Raw genomic sequence first — 12,161 nt, forward strand, 5'->3', positions numbered from 1 at the left:
TTAAACACTTGAGCGAAAAATATAGTCGAACAAACAGAAATAAGAAGTCAAAGAAGGGAGGAAGGAAATTTTCTCCATTTGCTGATGAAAAAGAAACTAATAAAGACAATCAACAAACTACTAATGAAGATACAGTTGAAGTTTTTTCTGATGAATCATTAAAAAAACCAGTTGACAATGATAAGGAAAAAAAATCAAAGCATCCTAAATGGGATAAATTTAGAAATTGGTGGAAACGTCATAATTTAACTAAAGCACTATTACTATTGATTTTGACATTCATTTTAGTTATTGGGGGTTATCTTTTTTATCTTGCAAAGACAGCAAATGTTTCAGACTTACAAGAGTCTTTGAGAACTACTACTACAATTATGGATAAAGATGGTGACGCGGCTGGTACAATGTATGGTCAGAAAGGGACATATGTTGATATTGACAAAATATCGCCTAACGTCATTAATGCTGTTGTTGCAACAGAAGATAGGACATTTTATGAAAATAGGGGAGTTAATATTAAGCGTACCTTACTTGCCGTAGCTACTTTTGGTAGATTTGGTGGAGGCTCAACAATAACACAACAATTAGCAAAGAATGCATATCTTTCTCAAAATAGGACCATTGATAGAAAGGCCAAAGAAATATTTTTGGCTATGGAGATAACTAAGAAATATAAAAAAGATGACATCATGGCTATGTATCTTAATAATTCATATTTTGGTAATGGTATATGGGGAATCGAAGATGCATCTCATAAATACTTTGGGAAGAATGCAAGTGATCTAACGATTGATGAAGGGGCTACGTTAGCAGGTATACTTAAATGGCCTGAAGTATATAACCCTTTATATAAAGATGGTACTTATGCGACAGATAGACGTAATACAGTATTACAAAATATGACCAATGCAGGTTTCTTATCACAGGCAGATGCAGATCAGTATTCTGCAATTAATATGCAGAGTGTAATAGCAGATGATTATGTTGGGAAAAATAATGATTATAAATATCCATCATATTTTGATGCTGTGATTCAAGAAGCTATAAGTAAGTATGGCTTAACAGAAAATGAAATATTAAATAATGGATATAAAATATATACGGGATTAGATCAAAATTATCAATACGGTCTTCAACAAACTTATGCATCCACTGATTTATTTCCTATTGCAGCTGACGGAACTGTTGCTCAAAGTGCGAGTGTTGCACTAGATCCGAGTAGTGGAGCAGTAGCTGCCCTAGTTGGTAAGGTTCCTACAGAGGCTGATAATTCTTTCCGTGGATTTAACTTTGCTACACAGTCACAAAGAAGTCCGGGTTCTGCTATTAAACCATTGGTTGTATATAGCCCAGCTATTGAAGCTGGATGGTCTATCAATGAAATGCTTGAAGATCAACCTCATGATTATAATGGATACAAACCTGAAAATTATTCTAAAACTTATCAGGGTGAAATCCCAATGTATCAAGCTCTTGCCCAAAGTTTAAATCTTCCAGCAGTTTATACAGTGAATAAGTTAGGTGTTAAGACAGCAGTTGCGAAAGGTAAATCCTTTGGTCTCAACCTATCAGAAAAAAATGAAGAATTACAGGTGGCTCTTGGTGGTGGAGTAGCGACAAATCCATGGCAAATGGCACAAGCTTATGGTACATTTGCTAATAATGGAATTATGAATGAAGCACATTTAATTACTAAAATTGAAAATTCAAGTGGACAAGTAATTAAAACATATCAACAAAATCAAAAACGAGTAATTGATAAAAATACAAATGACAAAATGACAAGTATGATGCTTGGAACATATACTAACGGTACAGGTATATATGCTGTACCAAGTGGATACACGTTAGCAGGTAAAACGGGTACAACTGAAACTCCCGATAACACAGGGAATACTAATGACCAATGGGTTATTGGCTATACACCGGATATAGTTATGGCATTGTGGTTGGGATTTGAAAAAACTGATGAAACACATTTCCTACAAGGATCTAGTACCGATCAAGCATCCACAATATTTAGAACAGCAGCAAGCTATATTCTTCCTTATACCAAAGGTACACAATTCTCAGTAGAAAATGCTTATGCAATGAATGGGCAGGATCCTATAATAAATCAAACAGAGAAACCTAACACAGAGGCTCAGGATAATATACTTAAAGATGCTCAGGAAAAAGCTAAAGATATTTCTGGCAAAGTTAAGGATAAAGTTAAAGACTCTGGCATAGGAGATAAATTAAAAGATTTCTGGGATGATTTACGTTCAAGATTTTAGTAATTGTCAATTATGTTATAATATGATAAAATAAACTTTCGATAGGAGTAAACATGTTAAAAAAAGCATCTCTTGCGTGCACAGTATGTGGATCACGCAATTATTCAATAAATGTAAGTAGTAATGCTAAAGAAAAACGTTTAGTTGTAAATAAATTTTGTAAGCATTGTAAAAAACACACAGAACATAAAGAAACGAGGTAAGAGCTTATAGCTCATAAGAAAGTATGAATTTTATCAAAAGTGTCTTCGATTTAATGAAAAAAGTTACTTGGCCAACTAAAAAAGAAGCAGCAATTGATTTCGCGGGAGTTATCGAATATTCTGCTTTCTTCTTGGTTATCATTTATGTATTTGATACTTTGATTAAAACAGGTATCACATCAATCTTAAGTTTATTTGCAAAATAGTATAGCTAATTTAAACTTTTATGATATAATAAAAAAAACGAAGCCTTTAGGGGCTTTTTTAAGTTGAAAAGTTTGTTTTCTTGATGGTTAGACGAATAGAAAACTAGTGTAATTGACTAATTAAAAGGAGAAAAAATGGATAATTTAACAAGTTTCGATCAAGGTTGGTTTGTAATTCAAACTTATTCAGGATATGAAAATAAGGTAAAAGAAACTTTACTTGAACGTGCACAAACTTATAATATGACTGACAATATTCTTCGAATTGAAATTCCAACTGAAACAGTAACTCAAGAAGTTAATGGAAAAGTTAAAGAAACTGAAGAAAATATGTTTCCAGGTTATGTTTTAGTTGAGATGAATATGACTGATGAAGCATGGTTTGTTGTCCGTAACACACCTAACGTTACTGGTTTCGTAGGAAGCCATGGTAATCGTAGTAAACCAACGCCTTTGTTTGAAGAAGAAATTCGACATATTCTTAATGGTATGGGCAAAACATTACGTACTCAAGAACTTGACCTTAATATTGGTGATCCAGTTAAAATTATTGATGGTGCATTTGCTAACATGGTCGGGAATGTTGTTGAAGTTGTTGATAATCGTAAACTTAAAGTTTCAATCGAAATGTTTGGTCGTGAAACAATTGTTGACCTTGACATAGATCAAATTGACGAAATTGGTGAATAATCTAAAATTAGAGAGCTTGCTCTCTTTTTTTGAACAAAAATATTTTTGTAATATAGTCACTTAAAAATAGATTGATACATCGTTGCGATTTACACTAATAAGCTTGCATATTTAAGTGTAATTGACAGCGTAGTAAAACGAAGATATTTCCATTTTAATCAACTATATTTTCCTAAAATATTTTCTGTAAATTTTCGAAATATTCAACTTAAGGGATTTTTTTGTTATAATAGTAAAAACAAATTCAAGGAGAATCAGATGTCATTAATATATCAAAGTACAAGAGATAAGAACAATCAAGTAACATCAAGTCAAGCAATACTTCAAGGTCTTGCAGTTGATGGGGGGCTATATGTTCCTACAGTTATTCCAAATATTGACTTAGATTTTGATTTCTTAAAAAATGCAAGTTATCAAGAGGTAGCAAAAGTTATTTTGTCTGTATTTCTCGATGATTTTACAGAGGAAGAACTTTCTTATTGTATTGATAATGCATATGACAAAAAATTTGATGATTCTTTAATTGCTCCTTTGATGAAGGTAGGTGAACACTATAATTTAGAATTATTCCATGGAAACACAATAGCTTTTAAAGATATGGCCCTATCGATATTACCTTATTTACTTACAACTTCTGCTAAAAAAGAAGGAGTTGAAAATGAAATTGTAATCCTTACTGCTACAAGTGGAGACACTGGTAAGGCTGCGATGGCTGGATTTGCTGATGTTCCTAATACTCAAATTATTGTTTTTTATCCAAAAGATGGCGTAAGTGAGATTCAAAAACAGCAGATGGTTACTCAAACGGGTGACAACACACATGTTGTTGCTATAGATGGTAATTTTGATGATGCTCAGACTCAAGTTAAGAAGATGTTCAATGATACTGACCTTAGGGAGAAGATGCTAGCTAACAATAAGCAATTTTCAAGTGCTAACTCGATGAATATCGGTCGACTAGTACCACAAATCGTCTATTATGTTTATGCTTACGCTCAGCTCCTGAAAAATGGTGCAATAGTGGAAGGTGAGAAAGTTAATTTTAGCGTTCCAACAGGTAATTTCGGAAATATTTTAGCTGCCTACTATGCTAAACAGATTGGTTTACCAATTAATAAATTAATCTGTGCTTCAAATGAAAACAATGTTCTAACAGACTTCTTTAATACAGGAGCCTATGATAGGAATCGTGATTTCTTTGTTACATCAAGCCCGTCAATGGATATTTTGGTTTCTAGTAATCTAGAAAGATTAGTTTTCCATGCAACAGGTAATAATGATGTTGAAACACGTGACTTGATGGATAAGCTAGTTCAAAGTGGCAAGTATGAAATATCTGATGAGATGAATAATAACTTGGAAGATTTTATTGCAGGTTTTGCCAGTCAAAAACAAACAAGCGATGAAATAGCTACTATCTCTAATAAATTCTCTTATGTGGAAGACCCTCATACTGCAGTGGCAAATGCAGTTTATGATATTTATAAGGAAGGGGCAGATGATAAGACAATCACAGTTGTTGTTTCAACTGCTAGTCCTTATAAATTCCCACGTGTAGTAGTTGAAGCATTAACTAGTAAAACAAGTGAGCTAGATGACTTTGCTTTAGTTGATGAACTTGAGAAATTATCAGGAGTTAAACCACCTGCTGCAGTTAAAGATTTGAAGACAGCGCCTGTTCTTCATAAAACAGTAGTTGATGTTGATCAAATGCAAAATGAAGTTGAAAAATATTTGAAATTAAAATAAAGAATCGAGGGAATTAGTTTCCCTCGATTTTTTGGCTATTTTATTAATGTATGATTCAAATAATACATCTATAAGAAAGATAAATAGTACTATCATATGGAGATTTAAACTATTATTTGTATCAATAAGAGTTATGAACCAGAGCATTATTATACTCACGTTAGCAACAAAATATTTTTTAGAAATAGTTTGTAGTGCTAACTTGTAGTTTCTCTCATCAGTCAACTCAATCCTTTTTTTGTGGAGGACATTTTCATCTTTCATCTCGCTATATTCGTTATAAAGCATGTAGAGGTGGTAGCTAATAAAAATAAGTGAAAGTGTAGTTGCGAGCACGGGACTATTTTTAAAGACAATACTTGATAAAAGAAAAACAATAAAAGTAACCATAAGAGTTAAGGTTATAATCTTCAAAGGAAAAATCTTTTTTCGATAAAGCTTTTCGAATTTATCATCTGTTGAATAGTCATCCAAATCAAATAAATACCATAATAAATTACTTGAATCCCAAAACATATAAGGCCCCTTTCTGATAAAAAGCAAACTTTCTTCTATATAAATGATTAACTATTAATTTTAAAAATCTTTTTCTTCTGGAAAAGGAAAAGAAATATAAATACCGTTGATAAGGGATAAAATAATTACTGACATCAATAATAGATCTATATTATTTGTTAATATACCTAAGCCTGTGATAAGTATAAGTCCTAAATAATTAATAACTTCTAATTTAGTGAATGCAATTCTCACAATTTGTAAATTTCTCTCGTCTAAAAGTTCAATTCGAGCTTTCTTTAAATTTTGAGAATTACTGTAGTATTTAATATCACGTGCTGTACCCTTAACGGCGAATGTAATACAAATGCTGCAGATTAAAACGTTGATTAAAGTAGAATGAAATAATAAATTTACAGATGCTGTTAAAATGATTGTAAGTACCATATATTCAATAATATTTATAAATAAAATTTTTTTGAAAAATAATTCTTTTACATCTGAATCACTTTTTAGTTTATTAAGATCAAATAAATACCAAATCATAAATTTTCCTCCTCCAGGTCAAAAATGAAAATGTCTTCTATGGTTTTATCAAAGTATTGAGCAATTTTATGTGCTAATACTAATGATGCCTTATATTTTCCAGATTCAAGTGAAATAATTGTTTGTCTAGATACCTCTAAGATATCAGCTAGTGCTGTTTGTGATATACCTTCAGCTTCTCTCAGTTCTCTAAGTCTAGTTTTCATATGCAATGTCTTTCTGTTAAGTATACTTTACACTTGAAGTATAAAATATAAAAACTTCATTGTCAAGCTAGCTTTACATATCAAAGAAATAAAAAATATTTTTCAATTTATAAGGAAAAAGACTTGCAAAGACAAAAACATTTTGTTAGTATAGTCAAGTACTGCGTAAAGCGCAGACTATGGCATTGAAGCAAGAGGTTGCGACACACCCGGGAGCATTGCCAAGCCCGAAATGTTGGTTTTCTTGTGGAGCTAGCCTATTCAAGACAATAGACGAGAGGAGAAAAAATGGCAAACAAAAAAATTCGCATTCGTTTGAAAGCTTACGAACATCGTATCCTTGATCAAGCGGCTGAAAAGATCGTAGAAACTACAAAACGTACAGGTGCTAAAGTAAGTGGACCAATTCCATTACCAACTGACCGTAGCCTATACACAATCATCCGTGCGACTCATAAATACAAAGATAGCCGTGAACAATTCGAAATGCGCACACACAAACGCTTAATCGATATCATCGAACCAACTCAAAAAACAGTTGATGCATTGATGAAACTTGATTTACCAAGCGGTGTAAACATCGAAATTAAATTATAAGAAAGGGAACTCTAATGACAAAAGGAATCTTAGGGAAAAAAGTGGGAATGACCCAAATCTTCACTGAGTCTGGAGAATTAATTCCAGTAACTGTCATCGAAGCAACTCCAAACGTTGTTCTTCAAGTTAAAACTGTTGAAACTGACGGTTATGAAGCAACACAAGTTGGTTTTGATGATAAACGTGAAGTTTTGAGTAACAAACCTGCCAAAGGTCATGTTGCTAAAGCAAATACGGCTCCTAAGCGCTTCATTCGTGAATTTAAAGGTATTGAAGGCTTAGAAGTTGGTTCAGAAATTACTGTCGATACATTCGCAGCTGGAGATATCGTTGATGTCACAGGTACGACTAAAGGTAAAGGTTTCCAAGGGGTTATTAAACGCCACGGGCAATCACGCGGGCCAATGGCTCACGGTTCTCGTTACCACCGTCGTCCAGGGTCAATGGGTCCTGTAGCGCCTAACCGCGTGTTCAAAAATAAACACTTGGCAGGTCGTATGGGTGGTAACCGTGTAACAATTCAAAATCTTGAAGTTGCACAAGTAGTTCCAGAAAAGAATGTTATCCTTATTAAAGGTAATGTTCCTGGATCTAAAAAATCGCTCATCACAATCAAAACTGCAGTAAAATCTGCGAAATAATAGAGAAGGGAGAAACTTACCAAAATGGCTAACGTAGCATTATTTAAACAAGATGGTAGCAAAGCTGGCGAAGTTACTCTGAATGACGCAGTATTTGGTATTGAACCAAATGAAACTGTAGTTTTCGATGTAATCCTAAGCCAACGTGCTAGCAAACGCCAAGGTACACATGCTGTTAAAAATCGTTCAGCAGTATCTGGTGGTGGTCGTAAACCATGGCGTCAAAAGGGTACTGGACGCGCTCGTCAAGGATCAATCCGTAGCCCACAATGGCGTGGTGGTGGAGTAGTCTTCGGACCAAACCCACGTAGCTATGCATACAAACTTCCACAAAAAGTTCGTCAATTAGCACTTAAATCTGTTTACTCAGAAAAAGTTGCTGAAGACAAACTTGTTGCTGTTGATGCATTAAACTTTGACGCACCAAAAACTAGCGAATTTACAAAAGTTCTTTCAGCACTAGCAATCGACAAGAAAGTTCTTGTTATTGTAGAAAACGAAGGAAATGAATTTGCTGAACTATCTGCTCGTAACATTTCAAACGTACAAGTAACAACTGCTAACTCAGCAAGTGTACTTGATATCGTTAACAATGATAAATTATTGGTTACTCAAGCAGCTCTATCTCAAATCGAGGAGGTCCTTGCATAATGAACCTTTATGATGTAATCAAAAAGCCAATCATCACTGAAGCATCTATGCTTGCAATGGATGAAAAGAAATATACTTTTGAAGTTGACTCACGTGCTCACAAATTAGTTATCAAACAAGCTGTTGAAGCTGCCTTTGATGGAGTAAAAGTTGCTTCTGTAAATACAATTAACGTTAAACCAAAAGCAAAACGTGTCGGACGTTATTCTGGATATACAAACAAGTATAAAAAAGCAATCATCACACTAACAGAAGATTCTAAGAACATCGAAATCTTCGGTGAATAATTAAAGGAGGAAAAACGTGGGAATTAAAGTTTATAAACCTACCACTAACGGTCGTCGTAATATGACTGGTAGCGACTTTGCAGAAATCACTACAAGTACTCCTGAAAAGAGCTTGTTAGTTTCTCTAAAAAGCAAAGCAGGTCGTAACAACAACGGTCGTATCACTGTTCGTCACCAAGGTGGTGGACACAAACGTAAATACCGTTTAGTTGACTTCAAACGTACTAAAGATGGCGTTGTTGCTAAAGTATCACAAATCGAATATGATCCAAACCGTTCAGCTAATATTGCATTAATTACATACTCTGACGGTATCAAATCTTACATTCTTGCACCTAAAGGTCTAGAAGTTGGAATGACTGTTGTTTCAGGTCCTGATGCAGATATTAAAGTTGGTAATACATTACCACTTGCTAATATCCCAGTTGGTACATTGATTCACAACATCGAACTTAAACCTGGTAAAGGTGGACAACTTATCCGTTCTGCTGGAACAAGTGCACAAGTACTTGGTAATGAAGGTAAATACGTATTAGTTCGTCTTAACTCTGGTGAAGTTCGTATGATTCTTTCAACTTGCCGTGCAACTATTGGTGTAGTTGGGAATGAACAACACAGCCTTATCAACATTGGTAAAGCTGGACGTAACCGTTGGAAGGGTATCCGCCCAACTGTACGTGGATCTGTAATGAACCCGAACGATCACCCACACGGTGGTGGTGAAGGTAAACAACCAGTTGGTCGTAAAGCTCCAGTATCACCTTGGGGACAACCAGCAATCGGACTTAAAACACGTAGCAAAAAAGCTAAATCTAATAAGCTTATTGTTCGTCGTCGCGGTCAAAAATAAATCTTCAAAGTTGAAATTTTACAAGGAGTTGATTGCTTAGCAATCAACTATCTTGTTGAAATATATCAATCCGCCAACCCTGCCATAGTAGCAGTCGTGGTTAATATTTAAAGGAGAAATTAAATAAAATGGGACGCAGTCTTAAAAAAGGACCTTTCGTCGATGAGCATTTAATGAAAAAAGTTGAAGCTCAAGCAAATGACGAAAAGAAAAAAGTAATTAAAACTTGGTCACGTCGTTCAACGATTTTCCCAAGTTTCATCGGATACACTATCGCTGTTTATGATGGACGTAAACATGTACCAGTTTACATTCAAGAAGACATGGTAGGTCACAAGCTTGGTGAATTTGCACCAACTCGTACTTACAAAGGTCACGCAGCAGACGATAAGAAAACAAGACGTTAATAGGAGGAGAATGAAATGGCAGAAAATACTTCAGCTAAAGCTACTGCACGTACAGTACGCGTTTCGCCTCGTAAATCACGTTTGGTTATCGATTTGATCCGTGGAAAAAACATTGCAGAAGCAATTACAATTTTAAAATTTACACCAAATAAAGCAGCAGGAATTATTGAAAAAGTATTGAACTCAGCAGTTGCAAACGCTGAAAACAATCTTGGTCTTGAAAAAGCTGATTTGTATGTAAGCGAAGCATTCGTAAACGAAGGACCAACGATGAAACGTTTCCGTCCACGTGCGAAAGGTAGTGCTTCACCAATCAACAAACGTACAAGCCACATTACAGTGGTTGTAAAAGAAAAATAAGGAGGTAAAATCGTGGGTCAAAAAGTAAATCCAATCGGTATGCGTATCGGAGTTATCCGCGACTGGGATGCCAAGTGGTATGCTGAAAAAGAATACGCGGATTACCTTCATGAAGATCTTGCAATCCGTAATCTTATTCAAACTCGTTTAGCAGATGCTTCAGTATCAACTATTGAAACTGAACGTGCTGTGAATAAAGTAATCGTTACTATTCACACTGCTAAACCAGGTATGGTAATCGGTAAAAGTGGAGCAAACGTTGATGCACTTCGTGCAGATTTGAATGCTCTTACTGGAAAACAAGTTCATATCAACATTGTTGAAATCAAGAAACCTGATCTTGATGCTCATCTAGTTGGTGAAGGAATTGCACGTCAATTAGAAGCACGTGTAGCATTCCGTCGTGCACAAAAACAAGCTATCCAACGTACAATGCGTGCTGGAGCTCGAGGAATTAAAACTCAAGTATCTGGTCGTTTGAATGGTGCTGATATCGCTCGTGCTGAAGGTTATTCAGAAGGAACTGTTCCTTTACATACACTTCGCTCAGATATCGACTATGCTTGGGAAGAAGCTGATACAACTTACGGTAAACTAGGTGTTAAAGTCTGGATCGACCGTGGAGAAATTCTTCCAACAAGAAAATCAGTGAAAGGAGATAAATAGTTCATGTTAGTACCTAAACGTGTAAAACACCGTCGTGAGTTCCGTGGGAAAATGCGTGGTGAAGCTAAAGGTGGTAAAGAAGTATCATTCGGTGAATACGGTCTTCAAGCGACAACAAGTCATTGGATTACTAACCGCCAAATCGAAGCTGCCCGTATCGCAATGACTCGTTACATGAAGCGTGGTGGGAAAGTTTGGATTAAAATCTTCCCTCACAAATCATACACAAGTAAAGCCATTGGGGTTCGTATGGGTAAAGGTAAAGGGGCTCCAGAAGGCTGGGTTGCACCAGTTAAACGCGGTAAAGTAATGTTCGAAATCGCAGGAGTTTCTGAAGAGGTTGCTCGTGAAGCTCTACGCCTTGCTTCTCATAAATTGCCAGTAAAAACTAAGATTGTAAAACGTACGGAGGATTCAAATGAAGCTTAATGAAGTAAAAACACTTTTGACTGAACTTCGTGGACTTTCTGCAGATGAGCTTGCAAATCGTGAGCAAGAACTTAAGAAAGAATTATTCGAACTACGTTTTCAAGCTGCAGCTGGTCAACTTGAAAATACAGCGAAAATTGACGAAGTTAAAAAATCAATCGCACGTGTAAAAACTGTTGCACGTGAATCAAAATAATAGATAGGGGAGGAAGATCATGTCTGAACGTAACCAACGTAAAGTTTATCAAGGTCGTGTGGTATCTGACAAAATGGATAAAACAATAACTGTTGTTGTCGAAACTAAACGTAACCACCCTGTCTATGGTAAACGTATTAACTATTCTAAAAAATACAAAGCTCATGACGAAAACAATCAAGCGAAAACAGGCGACATCGTTCGCATTATGGAAACTCGTCCATTGTCAAAAGACAAACGTTTCCGCTTAGTTGAAATCGTTGAAGAAGCTGTAATTATCTAAATCTGAAAGGAGAACAAAACAGTGATTCAAGCAGAAACTCGTTTGAAAGTTGCTGATAACAGCGGTGCTCGTGAAATCCTTACTATCAAGGTTCTTGGTGGTTCAGGACGTAAAACAGCAAACATCGGTGATGTTATCGTTGCAACTGTAAAAGCTGCAACTCCTGGAGGAGTTGTGAAAAAAGGTGAAGTTGTTAAAGCAGTAATCGTACGTACTAAAACAGGCGCTCGTCGTGCTGATGGTTCATACATTAAATTTGATGAAAATGCTGCTGTTATCATCCGTGATGACAAAACACCTCGTGGAACTCGTATCTTTGGCCCAGTTGCCCGCGAATTGCGTGAAGGAAACTTCATGAAGATCGTTTCACTTGCACCAGAAGTTCTATAATAATAGAATAATCGCATAGTCCCCTCCTCTAATTTG

General features: G+C 35.4%; 20 protein-coding genes. 17 read left to right on the forward strand and 3 right to left on the reverse strand.

All coding sequences use genetic code 11. The features are described from left to right. The first annotated feature begins 8 nt into the window (after positions 1-8). The 5 genes from BG262_RS02810 to thrC all read left to right on the forward strand — a co-directional run bounded on the left by BG262_RS02810 (position 9) and on the right by thrC (position 5,121). Entirely contained in the window at positions 9-2,273 is a 2,265-nt protein-coding gene (locus BG262_RS02810) for a PBP1A family penicillin-binding protein (RefSeq protein ID WP_083312881.1), read from the forward strand. Positions 2,274-2,326: 53 nt separating this feature from the next. Then, complete coding sequence (gene rpmG, locus BG262_RS02815; RefSeq protein WP_070787386.1) at positions 2,327-2,476, forward strand: 50S ribosomal protein L33; 150 nt, start codon at positions 2,327-2,329, stop codon at positions 2,474-2,476. 23 nt (positions 2,477-2,499) lie between these two features. Then, positions 2,500-2,682, forward strand: coding sequence for a preprotein translocase subunit SecE (gene secE, locus BG262_RS02820; RefSeq protein WP_070787387.1), 183 nt, complete (start codon positions 2,500-2,502; stop codon positions 2,680-2,682). Positions 2,683-2,817: 135 nt separating this feature from the next. Further along, the gene (gene nusG / locus BG262_RS02825) at positions 2,818-3,372 is read left to right on the forward strand and encodes a transcription termination/antitermination protein NusG (RefSeq protein WP_070787388.1); all 555 of its coding nucleotides are present in this window, start codon (positions 2,818-2,820) and stop codon (positions 3,370-3,372) included. Positions 3,373-3,630: 258 nt separating this feature from the next. Then, complete coding sequence (gene thrC / locus BG262_RS02830; RefSeq protein WP_070787389.1) at positions 3,631-5,121, forward strand: threonine synthase; 1,491 nt, start codon at positions 3,631-3,633, stop codon at positions 5,119-5,121. On the opposite strand, the gene BG262_RS02835 is transcribed toward thrC, so the two are convergent. From BG262_RS02835 to BG262_RS02845, 3 genes are read right to left on the reverse strand one after another with little or no spacing between them, the layout of a single operon-like run. Beyond that, entirely contained in the window at positions 5,113-5,637 is a 525-nt protein-coding gene (locus BG262_RS02835) for a hypothetical protein (protein ID WP_070787390.1), read from the reverse strand. The two genes, thrC and BG262_RS02835, sit on opposite strands and share 9 nt — an antisense overlap. Before the next feature lie 60 nt (positions 5,638-5,697). After that, complete coding sequence (locus BG262_RS02840) at positions 5,698-6,162, reverse strand: hypothetical protein (protein ID WP_070787391.1); 465 nt, start codon at positions 6,160-6,162, stop codon at positions 5,698-5,700. Then, a complete protein-coding gene (locus tag BG262_RS02845) occupies positions 6,159-6,368 on the reverse strand; it encodes a helix-turn-helix transcriptional regulator (protein WP_070787392.1) in 210 nt (69 codons plus the stop codon). Before BG262_RS02845 ends, BG262_RS02840 begins: the two co-directional genes overlap by 4 nt. A gap of 288 nt (positions 6,369-6,656) precedes the next feature. Here BG262_RS02845 and rpsJ point away from each other — a divergent pair, with 288 nt between their 5' ends. The 12 genes from rpsJ to rplN all read left to right on the forward strand — a co-directional run bounded on the left by rpsJ (position 6,657) and on the right by rplN (position 12,125). Further along, positions 6,657-6,965, forward strand: a complete 309-nt coding sequence (gene rpsJ / locus BG262_RS02850) for a 30S ribosomal protein S10 (RefSeq protein ID WP_070787393.1) — start codon at positions 6,657-6,659, stop codon at positions 6,963-6,965. A 14-nt stretch (positions 6,966-6,979) separates the two neighbouring features. Then, complete coding sequence (rplC, locus tag BG262_RS02855) at positions 6,980-7,606, forward strand: 50S ribosomal protein L3 (RefSeq protein WP_070787394.1); 627 nt, start codon at positions 6,980-6,982, stop codon at positions 7,604-7,606. Between the two features lie 24 nt (positions 7,607-7,630). After that, a complete protein-coding gene (gene rplD / locus BG262_RS02860) occupies positions 7,631-8,257 on the forward strand; it encodes a 50S ribosomal protein L4 (RefSeq protein ID WP_070787395.1) in 627 nt (208 codons plus the stop codon). Next, positions 8,257-8,544: a 50S ribosomal protein L23 gene (locus BG262_RS02865; protein ID WP_070787396.1), complete on the forward strand. Its 288-nt coding sequence runs from the start codon at positions 8,257-8,259 to the stop codon at positions 8,542-8,544. The genes rplD and BG262_RS02865 overlap by 1 nt, the downstream gene beginning before the upstream one ends. Before the next feature lie 16 nt (positions 8,545-8,560). Next, a complete protein-coding gene (gene rplB / locus BG262_RS02870; protein WP_070787397.1) occupies positions 8,561-9,394 on the forward strand; it encodes a 50S ribosomal protein L2 in 834 nt (277 codons plus the stop codon). A 128-nt stretch (positions 9,395-9,522) separates the two neighbouring features. After that, positions 9,523-9,801 carry a 30S ribosomal protein S19 gene (gene rpsS / locus BG262_RS02875; RefSeq protein ID WP_000533765.1) on the forward strand — a complete coding sequence of 93 codons (279 nt, stop codon included), beginning with the start codon at positions 9,523-9,525 and terminating at the stop codon, positions 9,799-9,801. A gap of 15 nt (positions 9,802-9,816) precedes the next feature. Further along, a complete protein-coding gene (rplV, locus tag BG262_RS02880) occupies positions 9,817-10,161 on the forward strand; it encodes a 50S ribosomal protein L22 (RefSeq protein ID WP_070787398.1) in 345 nt (114 codons plus the stop codon). Positions 10,162-10,173: 12 nt separating this feature from the next. Further along, entirely contained in the window at positions 10,174-10,827 is a 654-nt protein-coding gene (rpsC, locus tag BG262_RS02885) for a 30S ribosomal protein S3 (RefSeq protein WP_070787399.1), read from the forward strand. Between the two features lie 3 nt (positions 10,828-10,830). Continuing rightward, on the forward strand, positions 10,831-11,256 hold the full coding sequence (rplP, locus tag BG262_RS02890; protein ID WP_070787400.1) for a 50S ribosomal protein L16: 426 nt from the start codon (positions 10,831-10,833) through the stop codon (positions 11,254-11,256). Beyond that, the gene (rpmC, locus tag BG262_RS02895; RefSeq protein WP_070787401.1) at positions 11,246-11,452 is read left to right on the forward strand and encodes a 50S ribosomal protein L29; all 207 of its coding nucleotides are present in this window, start codon (positions 11,246-11,248) and stop codon (positions 11,450-11,452) included. The genes rplP and rpmC overlap by 11 nt, the downstream gene beginning before the upstream one ends. 19 nt (positions 11,453-11,471) lie before the next feature. Then, the gene (gene rpsQ, locus BG262_RS02900; protein ID WP_070787402.1) at positions 11,472-11,735 is read left to right on the forward strand and encodes a 30S ribosomal protein S17; all 264 of its coding nucleotides are present in this window, start codon (positions 11,472-11,474) and stop codon (positions 11,733-11,735) included. A gap of 21 nt (positions 11,736-11,756) precedes the next feature. Further along, complete coding sequence (rplN, locus tag BG262_RS02905) at positions 11,757-12,125, forward strand: 50S ribosomal protein L14 (protein WP_070787403.1); 369 nt, start codon at positions 11,757-11,759, stop codon at positions 12,123-12,125. The last annotated feature ends 36 nt before the right edge of the window (positions 12,126-12,161 follow it).

It is taken from the genome of Floricoccus penangensis (genome assembly GCF_001832885.1).
Lineage (GTDB): Bacteria > Bacillota > Bacilli > Lactobacillales > Streptococcaceae > Floricoccus > Floricoccus penangensis.

What these genes read in the sequence shown, in the direction of transcription:
- rpsJ (WP_070787393.1), top strand. Translation starts at nt 6,657, where the DNA reads ATGGCAAACAAAAAAATTCGCATTCGTTTGAAAGCTTACGAACATCGT.
- rpsQ (WP_070787402.1), top strand. Translation starts at nt 11,472, where the DNA reads ATGTCTGAACGTAACCAACGTAAAGTTTATCAAGGTCGTGTGGTATCT.
- BG262_RS02865 (WP_070787396.1), top strand. Translation starts at nt 8,257, where the DNA reads ATGAACCTTTATGATGTAATCAAAAAGCCAATCATCACTGAAGCATCT.
- BG262_RS02840 (WP_070787391.1), bottom strand. Translation starts at nt 6,162, where the DNA reads ATGATTTGGTATTTATTTGATCTTAATAAACTAAAAAGTGATTCAGAT.
- rplD (WP_070787395.1), top strand. Translation starts at nt 7,631, where the DNA reads ATGGCTAACGTAGCATTATTTAAACAAGATGGTAGCAAAGCTGGCGAA.
- rplV (WP_070787398.1), top strand. Translation starts at nt 9,817, where the DNA reads ATGGCAGAAAATACTTCAGCTAAAGCTACTGCACGTACAGTACGCGTT.
- rpmC (WP_070787401.1), top strand. Translation starts at nt 11,246, where the DNA reads ATGAAGCTTAATGAAGTAAAAACACTTTTGACTGAACTTCGTGGACTT.
- thrC (WP_070787389.1), top strand. Translation starts at nt 3,631, where the DNA reads ATGTCATTAATATATCAAAGTACAAGAGATAAGAACAATCAAGTAACA.
- secE (WP_070787387.1), top strand. Translation starts at nt 2,500, where the DNA reads ATGAATTTTATCAAAAGTGTCTTCGATTTAATGAAAAAAGTTACTTGG.
- rplC (WP_070787394.1), top strand. Translation starts at nt 6,980, where the DNA reads ATGACAAAAGGAATCTTAGGGAAAAAAGTGGGAATGACCCAAATCTTC.
- nusG (WP_070787388.1), top strand. Translation starts at nt 2,818, where the DNA reads ATGGATAATTTAACAAGTTTCGATCAAGGTTGGTTTGTAATTCAAACT.
- rpmG (WP_070787386.1), top strand. Translation starts at nt 2,327, where the DNA reads ATGTTAAAAAAAGCATCTCTTGCGTGCACAGTATGTGGATCACGCAAT.
- BG262_RS02835 (WP_070787390.1), bottom strand. Translation starts at nt 5,637, where the DNA reads ATGTTTTGGGATTCAAGTAATTTATTATGGTATTTATTTGATTTGGAT.
- rpsS (WP_000533765.1), top strand. Translation starts at nt 9,523, where the DNA reads ATGGGACGCAGTCTTAAAAAAGGACCTTTCGTCGATGAGCATTTAATG.
- rplP (WP_070787400.1), top strand. Translation starts at nt 10,831, where the DNA reads ATGTTAGTACCTAAACGTGTAAAACACCGTCGTGAGTTCCGTGGGAAA.
- BG262_RS02845 (WP_070787392.1), bottom strand. Translation starts at nt 6,368, where the DNA reads ATGAAAACTAGACTTAGAGAACTGAGAGAAGCTGAAGGTATATCACAA.